Here is a 21,899-nt window from a genome sequence, read left to right as displayed (position 1 = left end):
TCTGAGGGAATAGGTCGGTGCAGTTGGGGCGACACTTTTTTGTCGCGTTGGCGAGGCAGGTTGATAGCACCGTAGCTTTCTCTGGCAATGTTCTTCGCACAATCCTCTGATTCGAAAGGCGATTGACCCTTTTGAAACGTGTCGGCAGTGGCCGACGGTGTTGTGTGGAGGAAGGAATCATGGCTACTTTGATTGGTGTCGTCAGCCAGGTTGTCGGCGAGGTCTATGCGGTAGCTGGCGATGGAACGCGTCGGCCGCTAGTTGAGGGTGATCGTGTCTATGCCGGTGAGCAGCTCGTAACTGGCGCCAGCGGTGCGATTGCCATCACCATGACCAACGGCCAGGAGCTGACCGTCGGGCGCGATAGCAGCATGGCCCTCAACGAGCAGATGCTCGCTGGTGCAGAGGGTGCGCCTCCTGCTTCACCTGAAGATGCGGCTCCTGCCGCTCCCTCCGATTCCGAACTGACTGATGTCGAGCAATTGCAGGCTGCGATCGAGGCGGGTGTCGACCCGACCCTTGAGGGCGAAGCGACTGCTGCAGGTCCCGGTGCAGGTGGCGGTGGCGCCGGCGGTGCTGGCGGCGTCGGTGGCGGCCACAGCTTTGTGCTGCTGGGCGAGACCGGCGGAGCACTCGACCCGGTCATTGGTTTCCCGACTGCTGGTCTGAATAACGGGCCGGAGTTTCCGGATGCCGAACCCATTGTCACCCCCGATCCAGAAGCACCGGATTTCACTCCGGACATCGACATCGAGTATCAGGATGAGAGCGGGACGCTGATTGCCGGGCCGGCCATCGTTGATGAAGAAGGGCTGGCCGATGGTACCAACCCCGGCAGTAATGCCGAGCAGGCCAGCGGAACCATTGTCATCAATTCTCCGGACGGCCTGTCGTCTCTGCAGGTGCTGGATGTAAACGGTAACTGGATCGACGTCACCAACGGGGGTGTGGTTCAGGGCCAGTACGGCATTCTCACGGTCAGTGCTGGCGGTGGCTGGATTTACACCCTCACCGACAACACTCTCGACCATGGCAACCCCAATGCCACGGGTGCTGCCGATCAGGTCGGCGAAAGCTTTTCGGTGCGGATGTTCGACCTCGATGGCGACGTGTCGCCGACCGTACAACTGGATGTACTGGTCAATGATGACGGCCCCATCCTCACCGAAGGCGAGGGCGCCCAGGTGGCTGCCATCGTCGACGAGGACGAGACTTCTGACGGTATCAATGATGGCGATGCGGTCACCAACGAGGCCTCTGGTGGGCCCGGAACCCTGAATGCACTGGTCAATTTCGGCGCCGACGGCATCGGCAGCTTCGGTCTGTCCGGCAGCCCGAGCGCCATTGGCAGCATGGAGGCTCAAGGCCTGAGCTCTGGCGGCACTGCCCTGACCTACAGCGTGGTTGGCAATGTGTTGACCGCTTCGGCCGGCGCCGAAACCATTTTCACCCTGGAAGTTGGCGCCGATGGCAGCTTCAACTTCATCCTGATCGGCCAGTTGGATCACCCGAACCCGGACGGCAACGATGATGAGCTCCTGGAGCTGCCGATCGACTTCTCCGGTGTGCTGGCGGCCACCGATGGCGACGGCGACTCGGTGGGCACCTTCAACGGCGGTAGCTTCGTCATCGACGTGGAAGACGATGTGCCGCAATTGGCCAGCCGCAGCGATGGCGAAGAGCAGTTCATTCCCTCGGTGTGGGATATCGTCCACGAAGACGCCCTCACCACCGGTGCCGGTGCGCCGCACGACGGCAATCCGGAAGGCGGCCAGACCACCACCGCGAGCGGCCCGGCTGGTTCTCTGTCGGCGCTGGTCAACTTCGGTGCTGATGGCCCGGGCGCATTCGGTCTGTCCAGTGATATTGGCTCGATGGATTCGCAGAATCTGATGTCGGGTGGTGTGCTGTTGACCTATGTGGTGGTCGGTAATGTGCTGACCGCCAGTGCTGGCGGTGAAACCATCTTCACCCTGACGGTGAACGGCGATGGCAGCTGGGAGTTCGTGCTGGAAGGCCCCATTGATCACCCGATCGACGATGTCACCTACGACACCGAAGATTTGCCCGGCCTGGGCGTGGACTTCTCCGGCATCCTCACCGCCACCGATGGCGACGGCGACCCGCTGGTGGGTGGATTCCCGCCAAACAGCTTTGCCATCGACATCGAGGATGATGTCCCGGTTGCCGTTCCTCTCGAATACGACGAGCGTCAGCAGCCGACCCCGCTGGTATCGGCTCAGGTAGATGAAGATGAACTGCCCGGTGGTATTAGCGATGGTGACGGAGAAGGTACCAGCGCCAACGGTGTCAGTGGCACCCTGGATGCGGTGGTCAGCTTCGGTGCCGATGGCCCTGGCAGCTTCGGCCTGAGTGACAGCTCGGCGGCCATCGATTCGCTGGAAGCTCAGGGGCTGAGTTCAGGTGGTACGCCGCTGACCTATACCGTGGTCGGTAACGTGCTCACTGCCATGGCCGGCCTGGATCCGGTCTTCACCCTCACCATCAATCCTGATGGTGGCTATACCTTCGAGCTGCAGGGGCCGCTGGATCATCCGCTGCCCGGCAGCACCGATGATGACCAGATGCTCAATCTGCCCATTGACTTCTCCGGCGTACTGACCGCCAGCGATGGCGATGGCGACACCCTGAATGGCTTCGCCCCTGGCACCTTCGTGATCGCGGTCGAAGACGATGTGCCGCAGGCGCTGGACGACAACGCCACCGCGCTGGCTGGCGAGGCGCTGAACTTCAATGTGGCCTTCGTACTGGACTTCAGCGGCAGTATCAACAACACCGAACTGAACACCATGCTGGAGGCCGTGCGCGCTGCCGGGCAGGCGCTGTTCAGCGGCGCCACGGGTGATGTGAGTATCCAGATCATCGCCTTCTCCGGTGACTCCGCCTCCTACCCGGTGGTGACCGACTTCGCGACCTTCTCGGCCCTGATCGACAGCCTCAACCCGGCCGACGGCGGTACTCGTCCGTTCAACGGACAGACCGACTTTACCGATGGCATCCAGGAAACCATGGCCGCATACAGCCCGATTCCGGGTTGGAGCAACCAGGTGTTCTTCATCAGTGACGGCAACCCCAACGAGCAGACCGGCACCGGTGGCAATTCGCTGAGCGATGCCACGGCTGCGGCATGGAATACCTTCGTCGATAGCAACGGCATCAATGTCACCACCATCGGTGTCGGCGACGGCATCAACGGCCCCCGTCTGCAGGATGTGGATCTGGATGGCAACGGTGCACCGATCCTGGTGGACAACTTCGACGAGCTGGTGGATACCCTGCTCGATGCGGTCTCTGGCGAGCTGGTAGGCGGTAACGTGCTGCTGGGCGACGACAATGCCGTCGGCGGTGTCGGCGGCGATGCCGACGACTCCTTTGGTGCCGATGGCCCCGGTCAGATCCTCTCCATCGACATCAACGGCACCCTCTACACCTGGGATGGTGTGGTCGACGGCGGCGAGCAGCTGACCGATATCGATACGGCAGAGGGCGGCAAGCTGAGCTTCAACTTCGCCACCGGCGCCTGGAGCTATCAGGCCCCGGGCAGTGTAAGCGGCGATCAGACCGAAACCTTCACCTACACCATCGTCGATAACGATGGCGACCCCTCGACTGCCAACCTCACCGTCTATGTGGAAGACACCCGCCCGGTGATCGACCAGGTCGACGAGGACGAACTGCCCGACGGCAACACCGATGGCGATGCGGTCAACACCGTGGCCACCGGCAGCCTGGCCGACCTGATCGTCGGCCCGCCGATCGCGGCGCAGTTCAGCCTGTCCAACGACACCAGTGGCCTGGCTCCGGCTACCTCGAATGGCGTGGGGCTGGTCTACAGCGTCAGCAGCAATGTGCTGACTGCCACTGCGGGTCCTGCTGGCCCGACCGTGTTCACCCTGCAGGTGGACAGCAACGGCGACTACACCTTCACCCTGCTCGGCCCGCTGGATCATCCTGCCGGCGGTAACGACGACGATGATCTGCTGGTGATGGACTTCGCCAGCATCCTGCAGGCATCCGACGGCGTGGATCCGGTCGCCCTGGCCGGCGGCTTCCTCATTCAGATCGAGGACGACCTGCCGATCATCGACACCAGCCCGGCGCCGGAGGACTCGCTGCAGGTCGATGAAACCAATTTGGCCGCCGATGCCACTACCGACTTCGGTGCCCAGTTCACCGAGCTGTTCGGCGGAGACGGCCCCGGCACCACCACCTACGCCCTGCAGATCAGCAGCAGCGGCACCAATACTGGCCTGGACGATGTAGCTACCGGCTTCAGTATCCGCCTGTATATGGATGGCAACGATGTGGTCGGCAAGGTGGGCAGCTTCTTCGGCCCGATTGCCTTCCGTGTCTCGCTCAACAGTGCCACCGGCGAGGTGACCCTGAACCAAATTCGCGCCATTGAGCACAGCCCGGACAGTGGACCGGATCAGGAGGCCAGCCTGGCAGCGGCCAACCAGATCCAGCTGGTCGGCACCATTGTTGATGATGATGGCGACAGCAACAGCGCCGCTCTCGACCTCGGCCATGCCATCAGCTTCAAAGACGACGCCCCCTCCATCAGCGGCGGCGCCGCGACGGTGGGCACCCTGCGGGTGGATGAAAGCAACCTGGGCAGCAACGATACCGATGACTTCAGCGGCTTCTTCAGCAGCAGCTTCGGTGCTGACGGCCCAGGCGATATCGACTACGACCTGAGCATCAGCGCAGTCGGTGCCGACAGCGGCCTCAAGGACACAGCCAGCGGGCAGGACATCCTGTTGTTCATGCTGGGCGGCGATGTGGTCGGCCGTGTGGGTGGTCCGGGTGGTGCCATTGCCTTCCGCGTATCGGTCGACGGCAGCGGCGACGTCACTCTGGATCAGCAACGGGCCATCGTGCATAGCCCGGAGGCAGGTCCGGATCAGACGGCCTTCCTGGCCGCAGCCAATCTGATCAAGCTGACCGCCACCATCACCGATGAAGACGGTGATAGTGACAGCTCGACTATCGATATCGGCCAGAGCCTGGCCTTCGAGGACGACGCGCCCGAGATCGACGGTCGTACCCCCAGCAACGACAGCCTGCAGGTGGACGAGACCAACCTGCTGGTCAATGACAGCACCGACTTCTCCGGCAACTTCTCTGACGACTATGGCGCGGATGGCCCCGGCACCACGGTGTACAGCCTGGATGTCAGCGCCGCCGGCGCCAATAGCGGGCTGGACGATACCGCCACCGGGCAGGACATCCTGCTGTACAACGAGGGCGGCATGATCGTCGGTCGGGTTGGCGGGCCGGGGGGCGAGGTCTCCTTCACCGTCTCGGTCAACCCGGGCAGCGGCGTGGTCACCCTGGACCAGCAGCGGGCGATCTTCCATACCCCCAATAGCGGCTCCAACCAGGAGTCCAGCCTGGCCAGCGCCAACCTGATCCAGCTGAGTGCCACCATCACTGACAAGGACGGCGACACCGACTCGGACACCATCAACCTGGGCAGTGCGATCAGTTTCCGCGACGATGGCCCGAACCTGAATGCCAGCGCCGCCACCAACGACAGCCTGCAGGTGGATGAAACCTTCCTGTTGGTCGACGACACGCATGACTTCAGCGGCAACTTCACCGGCAGCTACGGCGCCGATGGCCCTGGCACCCTGACTTACAGCCTGGGCGTCAGCTCCAGCGGGGTAAACAGCGGATTGGACGACACCGCCACTGGTTCGGACATCCGCCTGTACATGGATGGCAACGATGTGGTCGGCCGGGTCGGCAACTCCGGCGGGCCGATCGCCTTCCGCGTATCGGTCGACGCCAACGGTGTCGTGAAACTGGATCAGCTGCGCGCCATCGAGCATGGCAGTACCAATCCGGATGAGGAAGTCAGCCTGGGCGCCGCCAGCATGGTGCAGCTGACCGCCACCATCACCGACAAGGACGGTGACAGTGACTCGGAAACCATCAACCTGGGCAGTGCTATCAGCTTCAAGGACGATGGCCCCAGCGTCACCAGCAATGCGCCAATGCAACTGGACGACGATGCGCTGGCCAATGGCATCCCCGGCGGTCCCGGCGGTACCGACGATGTCGAGTCGGTTCTTGGCGGTGGCATCCTAGGCCACAACTTCGGCGCTGACGGTGCCGGTACGGTGAAATGGCTGGATTCGGGAGCGCCCGGCGGCTTCTCCTATCAGGCAAGCCCAGATGGCTCGCAGCTACTGGTCAAGCAGGGCGCTACCACGGTGCTGACGCTGACGCTGAACACTGCCTCAGGTGCTTACACCGTCACCCAGAACGCGCCGATCCAGCATGCCAATGCCGATCTGGAGAACAACCAGCCCTTCACCCTGAACTATCAGGTGACCGACAAGGATGGCGATAAGGTCGATGGCACGCTGAGCGTCAACGTCGATGACGATACGCCGGTAGCACAGGACGACGTGGCCTATGTCGCCACTGGCCAGGCCGAAGACATCAACATGGTGTTCGTCCTCGACTTCAGCGGCAGCATTAGTGACAGCGAGCTGAACCTGATGCTGGATGCTGTACGCACTGCAGGCCAGGAGTTGTTCAACAGCGCCGGTGGCGCGGTACAGGTCCAGATCGTGGCCTTCTCGGACGACTCGATCGGCTACCCGGCAGTCACCGACATCACCGCCTTCACCAACCTGGTGAACTCCCTCAATCCGGACGAGGGCGGCGTGCGGCCGCTGAACAGCACCACCGACTTCACCGATGCCATCCAGCAGACCATGGTCTCCTATGTGCCGCTGCCAGGCTGGAACAATCAGGTGGTGTTCATCAGCGACGGCAACCCGAACGAGCAGACCGGCCCCGGCGGCGCTCCTTCGTTGACCGAGCCGACGGCGACCAACTGGAATAACTTCGTCGACGGCAATGTCATCACCGTCACCACCATCGGCATAGGCGACGGTATCAACGCCCCGCGTCTGGTGGATGTGGACGTGGATGGCGGGACAAACATCCCGCTGCAGGTGGGTGACTTCGACGACTTGGTCGACACCCTCCTCGATAATGTGGTGGGCGGCCTGGTCAACGGCAACGTGCTGCATGGCAGCGATGGCGTCAACAACGGCGGTAGCGGTGACGACGACGGCTACGGTGCCGACGGCCCCGGCCGGATCATGTCCATCGAGATCGATGGCAACACCTACACCTGGGACGGTGTGCTCGATGGCGACCAGATCCTCACCGGCATTTCCACGACCCACGATGGCGAACTGGACTTCAACTTCGCCACCGGTGCCTGGACTTACCACGCGCCGGCCAGCGGTAACGGTGACCAGGTAGAGACCTTCGACTACGTCATCATCGACAAGGACGGCGACCCGTCCGAAGCGACCCTGACGGTCTATGTGGAAGACATCAGCCCGGTTATCGCCAAGGTTGACGAGGACGAACTGTCTGGCGGCATCACCGATGGCGACACGGAAACCACGATCGCTACCGGCAGTGTCAGCAACCTGGTGGTCGGCCCCTCCGTCGGCGTGCAGTTCAGCCTGTCCGGTAGCACCGGTGGACTGGATGGCGCCTCGTCTGGTGGTACCCCGCTGGTGTACAGCGTGCTGGGTGACACCCTGACTGCCAAGGCGGGTGTAGCCGGGCCGACCGTGTTCACCCTGCAGGTGGAAAGCGACGGTGACTACACCTTCACCCTGCTCAAGCCGCTGGATCATGCCGTCGGTGGTAACGATGACAATGCTCTGCTGGTGCTGGACTTTGCCAGCATCCTGCAGGCCAGCGACGGGGTCGACCCGGTGCCGTTGGCCGGGCAATTCCTGGTGCAGATCGAGGACGATATACCGACTGTCAGTGCCAATGCGCCAATGCAACTGGACGACGATGCGCTGGCCAATGGCATCCCCGGCGGGCCCGGCGGTACTGATGATGTCGAGTCGGTTCTTGGCGGTGGCATCCTAGGCCACAACTTCGGCGCTGACGGTGCCGGTACGGTGAAATGGCTGGATTCGGGAGCGCCCGGCGGCTTCTCCTACCAGGCAAGCCCAGATGGCTCGCAGTTGCTGGTCAAACAGGGCGCTACCACGGTGCTGACGCTGACGCTGAACACTGCCTCAGGTGCTTACACCGTCACCCAGAACGCGCCGATCCAGCATGCCGATGCCGATCTGGAGAACAACCAGCCCTTCACCCTGAACTATCAGGTGACCGACAAGGATGGCGACACGGCGAATGGCTCGCTGTCGGTCAACGTCGATGATGACACTCCGGTAGCCCAAGACGACGTGGCCTATGTCGCCACTGGCCAGGCCGAAGACATCAACATGGTGTTCGTCCTCGACTTCAGCGGCAGCATCAGTAACAGCGAGCTGAACCTGATGCTGGATGCTGTACGCACGGCCGGCCAGGAGTTGTTCAACAACGCCGGTGGCGCAGTGCAGATCCAGATCGTGGCCTTCTCGGACGACTCGATCGGCTACCCGACAGCAACCGACATCACCACCTTCACCAACCTGGTGAACTCCCTCAATCCGGACGAGGGCGGCGTGCGGCCGCTGAATAGCACCACGGACTTCACCGATGCCATCCAGCAGACCATGGTCTCCTATGTGCCGCTGTCAGGCTGGAACAATCAGGTGGTGTTCATCAGCGATGGCAACCCGAACGAGCAGACCGGCCCCGGCGGCGCTCCTTCGTTGACCGAGCCGACGGCGACCAACTGGAATAACTTCGTCGACGGCAATGTCATCACCGTCACCACCATCGGCATAGGCGACGGTATCAACGCCCCGCGTCTGGTGGATGTGGACGTGGATGGCGGGACAAACATCCCGCTGCAGGTGGGTGACTTCGACGACCTGGTCGACACCCTCCTCGATAATGTGGTGGGCGGCCTGGTCAACGGCAACGTGCTGCATGGCAGCGATGGCGTCAACAACGGTGGTGCCGGTGACGACGACGGCTATGGAGCCGATGGCCCCGGCCGAATCCTGTCCATCGAGATCAACGGCATTACCTATGTGTGGAATGGTGCGGGGGTGATCGATCCGAGTGGAGTCGGGCCGAATATCGCCGGCAACCAGCTGACCGATATCCCCACTGCTGAAGGTGGCAAGCTGGACTTCAACTTCGCCACCGGTGCCTGGACTTACCACGCGCCGGCCAGCGGTAACGGTGACCAGGTAGAGACCTTCGACTACGTCATCGTCGACAAGGACGGCGACCCGTCCGAAGCGACCCTGACGGTCTATGTGGAAGACATCAGCCCGGTTATCGCCAAGGTTGACGAGGACGAACTGTCTGGCGGCATCACCGATGGCGACACGGAAACCACGATCGCTACCGGCAGTGTCAGCAACCTGGTGGTCGGCCCCTCCGTCGGCGTGCAGTTCAGCCTGTCCGGTAGCACCGGTGGACTGGATGGCGCCTCGTCTGGTGGCACCCCGCTGGTGTACAGCGTGCTGGGCGATACCCTGACTGCCAAGGCGGGTGTAGCCGGGCCGACCGTGTTCACCCTGCAGGTGGAAAGCGACGGTGACTACACCTTCACCCTGCTCAAGCCGCTGGATCATGCCGTCGGTGGTAACGATGACAATGCTCTGCTGGTGCTGGACTTTGCCAGCATCCTGCAGGCCAGCGACGGGGTCGACCCGGTGCCGTTGGCCGGGCAATTCCTGGTGCAGATCGAGGACGATATACCGACTGTCAGTGCCAATGCGCCAATGCAACTGGACGACGATGCACTGGCCAATGGCATCCCCGGCGGGCCCGGCGGTACTGACGATGTCGAGTCGGTTCTTGGCGGTGGCATCCTAGGCCACAACTTCGGTGCCGATGGTGCCGGTACGGTGAAATGGCTGGATTCGGGAGCGCCCGGCGGCTTCTCCTACCAGGCAAGCCCGGATGGCTCGCAGTTACTGGTCAAGCAGGGTGCTACCACGGTGCTGACGCTGACGCTGAACACTGCCTCAGGTGCTTACACCGTCACCCAGAACGCGCCGATCCAACATGCCAATGCCGATCTGGAGAACAACCAGCCCTTCACCCTGAACTATCAGGTGACCGACAAGGATGGCGACACGGCCAACGGCACGCTGAGCGTTAACGTCGATGACGATAGTCCGATGGCGCTGGACGATAGCGCGAGTGTGATTGAGTCCACCGGCAAGGACTTCAATGTCGCCTTCGTGCTGGACTCCAGTGGCAGCATTAGCGACGGTGAATTCACCACCATGATGAATGCCGTGAAGGCGGCCGGGCAGGCGCTGTTCGCCGGCACTAATGGCGATGTGAAAGTCACCATCGTGGCCTTCTCCTCGGATTCGCAGGCCTATACGCCGGTGACCACGCTGGCGACATTCAATGCGCAGGTTGACAGTATCATCGCCAACCGGCCGTTCAGTGGGCAGACCGACTTCACCGATGCCATCCAACAGACCATGGTGTCTTACAGCCCGACTCCCGGTTGGGAAAATCAGGTGTTTTTCATCAGTGACGGTAATCCCAACCAGCAGACCGGAACCGGTGGCAACTCGCTGGATGATGATGTTGCCGATGATTGGGCCGACTTCCTGGCCAGCGGCGGCGGCATCAATGTAACCACCATCGGGATCGGTGATGGCATCGACGAGGAGCGCCTCGAAGACGTGGATCTGGATGCCAATCCCGTCAAGGATCCGCTCGTGGTCAGTGAGTTCGACGATCTGATCGATGCCCTGCTCGGGCAGATCAGTGGCGGGGATGTCAGCGGCAATGTCTTGCTGGGTAACGACAATGCCGCAGGTGGCGTCGGCGTCAATGCCGACGATGCCTTCGGTGCCGACGGCCCGGGCCGCATCCTGTCCATCGAGATCAATGGCATCACCTATGTCTGGAATGGCGCGGGCGTGATCGACCCGAGTAGCGGGCCGAATATCAACAGCAATCAACTGAGCAACATCAGCACGGCCGAAGGTGGCAAGCTGTCGTTCAACTTCCAGACCGGTGCCTGGACCTACACCGCACCAGCCTCGGTCAACGCGGATGTCAGCGAGACCTTCAACTACACCATCATCGACAAGGATGGCGACCCGTCCGACGCCGACCTGACGGTGACAGTGCTGGACGTCAACCAGGCGCCCAGCGGTACCAATGCAACGCTGAACATTCTCGAAGACGGCAGCAAGGTGTTCTCCGCCGCTGACTTCGGTTTCAGCGACGCGGATGGCGACAGCCTGATGGCGGTCAAGATCACCTCGGTTAGTGGGAGTGGCACGCTCAGCTATAACGGCGGGGCCGTGCCGGCCGAGATTGCCGTGGGCAACCTCGGGCTGCTGGTGTTCACCCCAGTGGCGAACGGCAGTGGTAACGGCTATGCCAGCATCAACTTCCAGGTGCGTGATAACGGCGGTACGACCAACGGTGGAGTGGATCTCGACCCGACGGCGAATACCCTCACCATCAATGTCACCCCGGTCAATGATGCGCCGGTACTAAATGGTGCCATTAGCCCGACTATGGCAGCGGTCGCCGAGGACGCTCCGGCCCCTTCAGGAGCCGTAGGGACTGCGGTGTCGAGTCTGGTGGACTTCAACCCGCCTGCTGGTGGTTTGAATAACGTCACCGATGTTGATAGCGGTGCGGTTACCGGTATCGCGCTGACTGGAGTCGATAGCAGCCAGGGCACCTGGTACTACTCGACCAACAGCGGCAGCTCTTGGACGGCGGTGGGTGCGGTATCCGACTCGTCGGCACTGCTCCTGTCGGCAGATGGTACGGATAGGCTGTATTTCCGGCCGAATGCCAACTTCAATGGATCGCTGCCTACCGCTATCACCTATCGCGCCTGGGATACGACTTCCGGCTCGGCGGGCATCAAAGTGAGTACCGCTACCAATGGAGGCAGCACGGCGTTCTCCAGTGTGCTCGCCATCGCCAGCCTGATGGTCTCGGCGGTCAACGATGCGCCGACCATCTCCAGCCTCAACATCACTGAAACCAGTATCGGCTTCAGCATTGCCGATGTGGACAGCAGTTCGTTCTCCTTGGTCGCACCGTTCGCGGCTGCGTTCGGTAGCCCGAGTTTGGGGCTGGGCAGCAATTCGCTGACTCCTACGGAGCAGGCAAGCCCTGTAGCCATTACCACCATGCAAGTGTGGGACGGAGCCGCAACCGCCAATGTGGTCAACCTGTATCTTGGGTCGTCTAGCGGCACTTCTTCTGGCACGGGCGGCTCCAGTACCGATGCCATGTACGGGTTTGGTGGGGGCGATACGCTCTCCGGCGGATCAGGGAACGACTTCCTGTACGGTGGGGCGGGCAATGACACCCTCAATGGCGGAGACAATAACGACCAGTTGACTGGCGGCACCGGCAACGACGAGCTCAATGGCGGCTCCGGCAACGACACCTACCTGTTCGGGCTGGTAGATGGTGTGGACACCATCAGCGATAGCGCTGATACGGACGCTATCATCATTAATTCCAGCGGTAGCTCCCTGACTGGGCTGAGTTTCCTGGACTCCGACACGGGAAGTAACGGTGATCTGGTCATCGGCATCAATGGCCAGCAAATCACGGTGGTTGATCATTTCGATGGCGATGGCGAGGCTGTGGAAAGCATTACCTTCTCTGGTGGCGCGCAATTTGGCTCCTATGCTCTGTCGGGCCTCTATAACCTCGTTGCCGATGGCAGTGGGGATCGTTCGGGAGGTGCTGGTAATGACATCCTGGCAGGCGAGTCGGATAACGAGAGCCTGTCTGGCGGTGGCGGCCACGACTTGCTGTTTGGGAATGGTGACAATGACTCACTGGTCGGTGGTGATGGCGACGATCTGCTGATAGGCGGCACAGGCAGCGACACGATGCGTGGTGGCAACACCAGCGGCGGTGGCGACAGTAACGGTCGCGATACTTTCATGTGGCAGTCGGGTAATACCGGCACCGACACAATCAATGGCTTCACCATCAACTTTGATGGCAATGCCAATGGCGACAGGTTGGATCTGTCTCAGTTGCTGACCGGCGAGGATGACAGTGCTGCCAGCCTGTCTTCCTATCTGAGCTTCACCTTTGGGGTCAACACCACCATTACGGTGGATGCCAATGCTGGCGGAGCGGGCGGAACAGGGCAGACCATCGTACTGGCGGGCATCAACCTGCAAACCGCCTATAGCGCAGCTAATGCGTCGGGAGTGATCACTGCGATGCTCGGTGACGGTACGCTGGAGGTCGACACCGTTTAACCGTCACTACTATGATCAGCCCGCTACCCTTACCGGGTAGCGGGCTTTTTCATGCCTGGAGGATGTCGCATGGTGTATGTGCTGAGGGACGAGGACGGGCGGCTGCTGCGGGTCGAGCACGAGCCTTTCGAGGGGATGACGGAGACCCTGGCGGTTGAAAGCCCGGAACTGGAAAACTGGCTGACGGCCAGAGAAGAAGTGAAGTCGCGCCTGACCAGCCTGAAAGAGTCAGACCTCGAACTGGTACGGGTACTGGAAGACGTGGTCAGTTTGCTGGTGCAGAAGGGCGTGATTCGCTACACCGACCTGCCCGAGCCGGCGCGGCGCAAACTCGATCAGCGGGCGGTGACCCGTGCCGAGATCGAAGGCCTGAGTGGCCTGCTGGGCGATGACGAGCATCAGTTGATTTGATCGACCACCTTGAGTGTTGCGGTTGGCCCGCTTTGGCCGAGCCGGTAGGGGCGGCGGGCTAATTGACTTCTTTTTACTCTCAAGGGCAACGTACTTTTGAAGCCTGTTCACGATCTCATCGGTACCGGTTGAGTCGAGTTCGTCGGTGGAGAGTGATCCGCAGTTATCCCCCTGTGCGGGCTTGTGGAACTTTATGGTTTAGGGGGTGAATGACCCGAGCCTGTTATTAGGTCGCTGCGCGAGTGCAGGTGAGTTGGATGTCTTTCGCAGACAAGTGGGCAGATGCAGCCGGAGATGCTTGGCTTGCGGGTAGGTTTGGTGCGGGGATGAGCAAATTACACTCATAGGTATCGTTAACTGGTTTCGCGTAGTCGCTTGCTGCGAATGCGCCGAGGGATGCAGCCAGGCCGGCCCAGATGGCAGCAGCCAACTGCTGTCCGTGTTTGAAAAACTCAAATGAGTCTTGCTGACCGCCACCGACGGCCCGATAGATGTAGAAGTATTCATACCAAAACCAGAGTGGCGCACCGATCAACCAAATAACTGCTAAGGCGCCAGCCACTCCCTGACAGCGCAACGATGGTATTGCAGCCATTGCGACGCATACGACGACGAACGTGAGGGCAATGCTCCCAGCCACTGTGCCGGCGATCCGAACATAACGCTGCGCAGTGGAACCTGGTGCATAGATGGGAGTTTGAGGTGAGCTTGTTGCCACTTTGAGTCCTCCTTTGACTTAACGCTTTGCTTATCTGCCAGCCTGTCCACCATCAGCGTGGTTGCGCAAAAATTGTGAAAGCTGACCGCTCCCGGATTGCATCCGGGCTACGTGTCAGCCCTGCCAGGGGGCGGGTGGGCCGATCAGGCGACCCATGGCGCCGTGGATACCCAGTTCGTTGAGCACCGCGAGTTCACCTTCGGTCTCCACCATCTCGCCAATCAGCGGCAGGTCAATGCTGTTGGTGGCGCGGAAGATGGCCTCGATGAACATGCGCTTGTCGCCTTCCTGGTCGATGGCGCGGATGTAGGTGCCATCGATCTTCAGGTAGGCCAGGCCCAGGTGGGTCAGGTTGCCGATCAGGCTGAAACGCCCGCCGAAGTGCTGCAGGCCCAGGTGGAAACCGGCTTCACGCACGGCCTGGCTGAGTTTTTCCAGTTCTGCCGGTGGCGGCAGGTAGCGCTCGTCCAGTTCCAGGGTCATGAGTGGGCCCTGTTCCGGATGCTCCCGGAGAATGGCGAGCATCTTCGCCAGGCTGGCTGGCTCACGCAGGGTTGCCGCAGACAGGCTGAGTGCCAGGGGCTGGGGGTTCTGCGTGAGGTGCGCCAGGCTGTGTTCGAGCATGGCCAGGTCGAAGCGCGCGGCCCAGCCCAGGCGCTCGATCCAGGGTAGGAAGCGGCCCGCAGCGACGGCTTCGCCCTGTGGGTCGATCAGGCGGGCGAGTACCTTCTGGTGCAGCGGCTGGTTACGATCGGCGCACTGGGTGACCGGCTGGAAGTAGAGTTGCAGCTTGCTTTGTTTGAGCGCGTCGTCGATCCAGGCACGCCAGTCGTGCAGGCCTTGACCGGGCATCGCGTTGAAGTCGTCCAGGCGTTCCCAGGGTTTGCCTGCGTTGCTTTGTGCCTGGGCCAGGGCCTGGTCCGCGCGGCTGATCACGCTGCCCGGCTCCTCGCCGGGCTTGAAGGCGGCAATGCCCAGGTGGGCGACCGGGGTGCAGTCGCTGGCCCCGGTCTGGCGCAGGCTTTCCAGACCTTCGACCAATTCCTGGGCCAGGCGGTCGGCATCGTCGCCGGCCAGGCCAGGGGCGAGCAGGGTAAATTCGCCGCCCCGGCTACGTGAGGCCAGCCAGTCCGGGGTGCCGTGCTCATCCAGCAGGCGCTTGAGCAGGTCGCCAATGGCGCTGATCAGGGCGTCGGTCTTCTGGCCGCCTATGCGTTGGTTGAGCCCGCCAAGGTCGTTGACGCGCAGGAATATCAGATAGCCTTCGGCGTTCTGTTCGGTAACGGCCAGTTGGTCGGCCAGACGGATATCGAACAGGCGGCGATTGGCCAGGCCGGTAAGGCTGTCCTGATAGGCTTCTTCGCGCAGTTTCTCGCTGCGCGCCGCTTCCTCGGCAAACAGGTTCTTCAGCTTGTCGACCATCTGGTTCATGGCCATGACCACGCGCTTCAGCTCGGGGGTGCGGGGCACCTTGGGCAGCGAGAGGAACTCGCGCCGGCTGATGGCCTGGGCTTGCTGCACCATGTTGTCGAGAGGGCGCAACTGGGTACGCAGCAGCCAGCCACCGAGGATGGCGCTGACGATGCCGCACAACAGCAGCCAGAGCAGGCTGCCAATGGCACTGTCCCATAGTTTGGCCAGGGCGAATTGCGGATGGCTGAGCACTTCGACCCGCGCGGCCTGTTCCCAGCCCCGCATGATCAGGGCGTCGCCACCCTGGGGCTCCAGATCGACGATGTCGACGAACCAGGCCGGTACATTCTCCGTGGTAGTGGTGGTACGGCGTTCGACTATGACTTTTTCATCGGGAATGCTCACTACACGGATGGTGGCGAAGTAGCCGCTGTCGAAGATCGAGCTGACCATCAGCTCGATCATCGCAGGATCATCGATATGCGGCGTCATCGACAGGCCGAGGGCGGTGGCGGCGTCCTGGGCGTGGGAGCGCAGCTGGCTGAGTAGTTGCTCGCGCGAGCTCTCCACCCCGGCAATGAAACTGCCGGTGAAGGCCACTACCAGGAATAGGCAGATGGCGAGAAACAGCTGTTTTAACAAGGACATAGAGTTCTCCTAACCCTCACCAACGGCGAAACCTTCGGCGCGCATTTTCTTCAATAGATCCTGCCAGCGCGAGAGCTTCTTGCTATCGCTTTTCTTGCTGTTGGAGCCCGGTAGATACAGCCCTTCGGCGTTGAAGGCATAGACCGGCAAGAGGTCTTTGCGCTGCGAGGCCGGACGGATTTCGCCGATCAGGTTGTCCAGCACCAGGGGCACTGCCGAGGGGCTTGAGTAATACGTGAGGACCATGTGTGCCTGGTTGTACTTCAGGGCCTTGACGTAGGTGATGCGCATCTTTTCGCTGGGGATGCCGAGGCGGCGCAGGGTGAAGTACTTGGCGATGGAGTAGTCCTCGCAGTCCCCCGCACCTTTCACCAGCGCTTCCACCGGGGTGGCCCAGTAGTCTTCCTGGCGCCAGTTGCGGATGTCGTCGGAGAAGCGGAACTGGCGGTTGAAGAAGCGATTGACCGTGGCGAGCTTTTCGCTCTCGGAGAGGTTGGCGCTGGCCTGGATCAGCTCGTCCCAGGCCTCGATACGGCCCTTGGCGACACCCAGCTTGCCGTAGCGTTTTTCGGCGTTCTGGATGACCACGCCGAAGTCCCAGTTGGCCTTGGCGGCTACACCCAGCAGCAGGCCCAGCGACAGGCCGAGCGCCAGCCAGGCAACCGGGCGGCGCTGCGCTCGTCCTTGACTGCTCGACCGAGAATGCATGGCGTGTCTCTGCGCTGAAAGTGCCAAAAGTTTAGGTGCTACATCACATTTTTGCCGCTTTTCTTTGCCGTCCCACAGGGCTCAGCGAACCGGCAGGGTCTTCTGTTTGAGGATGTAGAAGCTGACCAGCACGGCGCTGGTGAGCATGAAGGCGCGGGCCCAGGGTAGCGGCACCAGGTAGCAGGACAGGCCAATGCTCAGCCACATCAGGCCGATGGCGTAGACCTTGCCCTTGAGTGGAATGCCATTGCCTTCCAGATAGTCACGAATCCACGGCCCGAGGTGCCGGTGGTTGACCAGCCACTGGTAGAAACGCCGGGAACTGCGCACGAAGCAGGCGGCAGCCAGGAGCAGGAACGGAGTGGTGGGCAGCACCGGGACGAAGATGCCGATGACCCCCAGCACCACGCTCAGCCAGCCGACCGCCAACAATACATAACGTACGCTGCGGTGGCGGCTTTGCGGGATGTCGCGGTGCGGCATTAACGGACGGCCTTGCTTTTTAACGACGCATGATCGAGTGCAGGCACTTATCGTTTAGAAGTTAGTGGTGGCGGGGCTTGAGCAGGGCTGGCTTCTCTTCCGGCGCGTGGCAGAGCAGGAACAGGGCGGTGAGCAACTCGGGGATCTGGTCGACCATGCTGTCCACCAGGTCGCGGTCACGGGCGATTTCGGCGAACTCGGGCTGTTCGTCGAACAGACCGGAGGCGACCATGATCGGCAGCAGCAGTTCGCTGACTTCGTCTTCGGCGTCTTCGAACCACACCGCTTCACGCAGGAACACGCCTTCCATGAAGCCGATGCACCAGCCGCGCAGGTCGGAGTCGTCCGGGTCTTCACCGAGGTCGACGTCGCAGGGGAATTCCGGGTCATCATCACTGGCCAGCTGACGGCCGATATGGGCCTTGAGCTGTTGCAGGGTGGCTTCGATGTCCACGCGTTCGGCGTCGCTGCGGTAGTGCGGCGGTTCGGCGAACAGGGCGTCGATCCATTCACGCTCCGGCACCTGATCGGGGCAGATCGACAGGGCAGTCAGGTAGCCGTGGGCGGCCACGTAGTCCAGGGCCTCCTCGTGCAGTTCATCGGCATCGAGGAAGGCTTGCAGGCGGGAGAGTTGCTCGGCGAAGGACATCGTGGCACTACCTTGAGTGAGTAAACATGGGGATTCTAGCCGCCTGTGCCTGCAAAAGCACGGCCGACGGGCGATGGTCTGCCGGGCGTGGCGCTCGCGTATACTGCGCGGCTTGAAAAATGGAGACCGGCATGCTCGATCAGGCACCACATCCCACCGCGCTGGGCATCCTCAAAGACGTTTTCGGCTACGACGCCTTCCGCGGCAAGCAGGCGGCGATCATCGAGCGCGTGGCGGCGGGCGGCGACGCACTGGTGCTGATGCCTACCGGTGGCGGCAAGTCGCTGTGCTTCCAGGTGCCGGGATTGCTGCGCGAAGGCCTGGCGGTGGTGGTATCGCCGCTGATTGCGCTGATGGAAGATCAGGTCTCCACCCTCGACGAGCTAGGCGTGGCCGCCGTGGCGCTGAATTCCACCCTGAGCAACGATGAGCAGCGCGATATTGCCGAGCGCATCCGTCGCGGTGAGATCAAGTTCCTTTATGTGGCCCCCGAGCGCCTGGTTCAGCCGCGTATGCTGGCTTTTCTGCAGGGCCTGCAGATTGGCCTGTTCGCCATCGACGAGGCGCATTGCGTGTCGCAGTGGGGCCACGACTTCCGCCCGGAATACCTGCAGCTGGGCCAGCTCGCCGAGCTGTTCCCCCATGTGCCGCGCATCGCCCTGACCGCCACGGCGGACATGCGTACCCGCGAGGAGATCGTTCAGCGCCTGCATCTGGAGAACGCCGAGCGGTTCCTCTCCAGCTTCGATCGCCCGAACATCTTCTACCGCATCCTGCCCAAGGATCAGCCGCGCAAGCAGTTGCTGGCCTTTCTCACGGCGCGCAAGGGCGATGCCGGCATCGTCTATTGCCTGTCGCGCAAGAAGGTCGAGGAAGTCGCCGAGTTTCTCAGTGGCCAGGGCTACCCGGCGCTGCCGTATCACGCCGGCCTGCCCAACGAATTGCGTGCCTACAACCAGAAACGCTTCCTCAACGAGGAAGGGCTGATCATGGTGGCGACCATCGCCTTTGGCATGGGTATCGACAAACCCAACGTGCGTTTCGTGGCCCACCTCGACCTGCCCAAGTCGCTGGAGGCCTATTACCAGGAAACTGGTCGCGCCGGCCGTGACGGCCTGCCGGCCGATGCCTGGATGGCCTACGGCCTGCAGGACGTGATCTTCCTCAAGCAGATGCTCAGCAACTCCGAGGGTGACGAGCGGCACAAGCGCGTCGAGCAGCACAAGCTGGATGCCATGCTCGCCCTCTGCGAGGAAACCCGCTGCCGCCGTCAGGCGCTGCTGGCCTACTTCGACGAAGAGCTGCCGCAGCCCTGCGGGCACTGTGACAACTGCATCGACGGCGTACAGACCTGGGATGCCACCGAGCCGGCACGCCAGGCGCTGTCGGCCATCTACCGCAGCGGTCAGCGTTATGGCGTCGGTCACCTGGTCGACATCCTCCTCGGCCGCGAAAACGACAAGATTCGCGCCCCTGGTCATCAGCACCTGACGGTGTTCGGCATGGGCAAGGCGCTCAACGAAGGCGAGTGGCGCACCCTGTTCCGCCAGCTGGTGGCCCGTGGCCTGGCCGATGTCGACCTGGACGGCTACGGCGGTCTGCGCCTGTCCGATACCTGCCGTCCGTTGCTGCGCGGTGAAGTCAGCCTGCAATTGCGCCGCGATCTCAAGCCGCAACAGGCGGCCAAGGCTTCCGGCAGCAGCGCCAGCCAGCTGGTGCGTGCCGAGGAACGCGAGCAGTGGGAAGCCCTGCGCAGCCTGCGTCGCAAGCTGGCCGAAGAGCACAGCGTGCCGCCTTACGTGATTTTCCCCGATTCCACCCTGCTGGAGATGCTGCGCAGCAAACCGGCCTCGCTGAGCGACATGGCGCAGGTCAGCGGCGTCGGCGCGCGCAAGCTGGAGCGCTACGGCGAGGCTTTCCTCGAAGTACTCAATGGCGCCGCAGAAGCGCCGCAGGTGGTGGTCGACCTGCGCCACGAGCTGGTCAGCCTGGCGCGTGCCGGGATGACCCCGCTGCAGATCGCCGCCCAGCTCAAATGCACCGAGAAGAACGTCTACAGCCTGTTGGCCGAAGCCATCGGCCGCCAGCAACTGAGCCTGGAGCAGGCGCTGGATCTACCGGACGATCTGCTCGGCGCAATTCAGGATGCTTTTCTCGATGGCGAAGGCGAGCTGCCGCCGGTTGCGGCCATCGCCGAACAGTTTGCCGGACAGGTGCCGGAAGGCGTGCTGTACTGTGTGCGGGCGGCCCTGCAGGCGGAGTTCGAGGTCTAGAACGACGGGCGGTGTGGCTTTGTGCGCCAAACTGTCGGCGCTGACGGGTGACAAACTTGTGACGCATGTCGCAAGTCGCTATGGTGGCGGATTGCTATCCATTTACGAGGTTCTGGTGTCGTCCCATCTTGCTTGGCTTGACGATGTACGTCCCAATCCCTACGCCGACCAGCTTGCCAAAGGCTATCGTCGGCTGCGCTTCAGCGCGCCCCTGGAACAGGAATACCGCGCCTATGCGTTGCGTGACAGCGTCGAGCTGAAGCGTGTTTCCATAGTGTTCGCCCTGTTCGTCTGGATGGCCTTCCTGATGGTGGACGTGTGGATGATCAGTGCGCCGTTGCTCTACCTGCTGTTGGTCATCCGCCTGGGCGTGGCGGTGCTGCTGGTTTTCTGTGGCCGTCTGATCCTGCTGAACCGCCATCCGCGCCTGATGGTGCCGCTGAGCCTCGCCTCTATCGGGGCAATGGGCCTCGGTGCCGCAGCAATCATCGCCATCGGCCATGGACAGAATCCGTTTTTCCCCTACGAAGGTGTACTCCTGGTCTGCATTGCCGCTTATTTCCTGGTGGGGCTGCGGCTGGTCGAGGCGCTGGCTATTTCCTTTCTGGTGCTGCTTGCCTATGGCCTGTTCGAATGGCTGGGCGGTTTGCCGGCGGAGCGCCTGTTCAACAATCTGGTGTTCCTGCTGTTCGGCAACCTGATCGGTGCGGTGGGCTGTTACCTGCTGGAGTTCAAGTCGCGCCAGCATTTCCTGATCAGCCGTCTGATGCGCGTGCTGGCCGACCAGGACAGCCTGACCGGCCTGCACAACCGGCGCAGCTTCAATCGCCAGCTGGCCCGTTTGTGGCGTCAGGCGCAGCGCGAAGAGGTCGAGCTGGCTTTGCTGCTGTGCGACGTCGACCATTTCAAGGCGTACAACGACCACTACGGCCATCAGGCGGGTGACCGCGCATTGCAGCGGGTCGGTGCGGTGCTGTCCGAGTCGGCACGGCGACCGCTGGACATGGCGGTGCGCCTGGGCGGCGAGGAGTTTGCCGTTCTGCTGTATGGCATCGGCGCCACCGAGGCGCACCAGCGCGGCGAAGCGCTGCGTCAGGCCGTGCAGGATCAACAGCTGGCCCACGCCGGTTCGTCGACCGCGGCGGTGCTGACCATTTCCGTCGGGGTGGCCTGTCTGCGCCCGCAAGACGGGATGGCGTTCGATCTGCTGTTCGAACATGCCGACCGTGCCTTGTACGAGGCCAAGGCGTTTGGCCGCAATCAAGTAGTGACCTGAGAATCTGTCCCGGATCTCTTGATCGTCGGCCATGCTGCGTTGAGATTGGGCTCGGCAAGCCGCTTGCGGCTAACGCGCTTCAGCGCGGCCCGAAGGGCGAGTGAAACGAGTACTGCTCATT

The 21,899-nt window shown here is 62.2% G+C and carries 8 protein-coding genes; 4 read left to right on the top strand and 4 right to left on the bottom strand.

The window, feature by feature from the left end:
• The first annotated feature begins 179 nt into the window (after positions 1-179).
• Positions 180-13,199 carry a retention module-containing protein gene (locus HNE05_RS13640; RefSeq protein ID WP_173208292.1) on the top strand — a complete coding sequence of 4,340 codons (13,020 nt, stop codon included), beginning with the start codon at positions 180-182 and terminating at the stop codon, positions 13,197-13,199.
• A 69-nt stretch (positions 13,200-13,268) separates the two neighbouring features.
• The gene (locus HNE05_RS13635) at positions 13,269-13,610 is read left to right on the top strand and encodes a tryptophan synthase subunit beta (protein ID WP_173208288.1); all 342 of its coding nucleotides are present in this window, start codon (positions 13,269-13,271) and stop codon (positions 13,608-13,610) included.
• Positions 13,611-14,442: 832 nt separating this feature from the next.
• On the opposite strand, the gene lapD is transcribed toward HNE05_RS13635, so the two are convergent.
• From lapD to HNE05_RS13615, 4 genes are all read right to left on the bottom strand, one after another.
• Complete coding sequence (gene lapD / locus HNE05_RS13630; RefSeq protein WP_173208285.1) at positions 14,443-16,389, bottom strand: cyclic di-GMP receptor LapD; 1,947 nt, start codon at positions 16,387-16,389, stop codon at positions 14,443-14,445.
• 9 nt (positions 16,390-16,398) lie between these two features.
• Positions 16,399-17,097, bottom strand: coding sequence for a cysteine protease LapG (gene lapG / locus HNE05_RS13625; protein WP_173208282.1), 699 nt, complete (start codon positions 17,095-17,097; stop codon positions 16,399-16,401).
• 81 nt (positions 17,098-17,178) lie between these two features.
• Complete coding sequence (locus tag HNE05_RS13620) at positions 17,179-17,580, bottom strand: YbaN family protein (protein WP_173208279.1); 402 nt, start codon at positions 17,578-17,580, stop codon at positions 17,179-17,181.
• 61 nt (positions 17,581-17,641) lie between these two features.
• The gene (locus HNE05_RS13615; RefSeq protein WP_173208276.1) at positions 17,642-18,229 is read right to left on the bottom strand and encodes a UPF0149 family protein; all 588 of its coding nucleotides are present in this window, start codon (positions 18,227-18,229) and stop codon (positions 17,642-17,644) included.
• 131 nt (positions 18,230-18,360) lie between these two features.
• Between HNE05_RS13615 and recQ the strand changes: the two genes are divergently transcribed.
• Positions 18,361-20,502, top strand: a complete 2,142-nt coding sequence (recQ, locus tag HNE05_RS13610) for a DNA helicase RecQ (protein ID WP_173208273.1) — start codon at positions 18,361-18,363, stop codon at positions 20,500-20,502.
• Between the two features lie 115 nt (positions 20,503-20,617).
• Entirely contained in the window at positions 20,618-21,778 is a 1,161-nt protein-coding gene (locus tag HNE05_RS13605) for a GGDEF domain-containing protein (protein WP_240008760.1), read from the top strand.
• The last annotated feature ends 121 nt before the right edge of the window (positions 21,779-21,899 follow it).

The sequence above is a fragment of the Pseudomonas campi genome, assembly GCF_013200955.2.
GTDB lineage: Bacteria > Pseudomonadota > Gammaproteobacteria > Pseudomonadales > Pseudomonadaceae > Aquipseudomonas > Aquipseudomonas campi.
The sequence above is the reverse complement of the archived record's forward strand: the minus strand, read 5'-3'. Positions and strand labels throughout refer to the sequence as shown.

Bases quoted from the DNA above. Each gene is read 5' to 3' on its own strand.
- HNE05_RS13640 (WP_173208292.1), top strand. From the start codon at position 180: ATGGCTACTTTGATTGGTGTCGTCAGCCAGGTTGTCGGCGAGGTCTAT.
- lapD (WP_173208285.1), bottom strand. From the start codon at position 16,389: ATGTCCTTGTTAAAACAGCTGTTTCTCGCCATCTGCCTATTCCTGGTA.
- lapG (WP_173208282.1), bottom strand. From the start codon at position 17,097: ATGCATTCTCGGTCGAGCAGTCAAGGACGAGCGCAGCGCCGCCCGGTT.
- HNE05_RS13615 (WP_173208276.1), bottom strand. From the start codon at position 18,229: ATGTCCTTCGCCGAGCAACTCTCCCGCCTGCAAGCCTTCCTCGATGCC.
- recQ (WP_173208273.1), top strand. From the start codon at position 18,361: ATGCTCGATCAGGCACCACATCCCACCGCGCTGGGCATCCTCAAAGAC.
- HNE05_RS13635 (WP_173208288.1), top strand. From the start codon at position 13,269: ATGGTGTATGTGCTGAGGGACGAGGACGGGCGGCTGCTGCGGGTCGAG.
- HNE05_RS13620 (WP_173208279.1), bottom strand. From the start codon at position 17,580: ATGCCGCACCGCGACATCCCGCAAAGCCGCCACCGCAGCGTACGTTAT.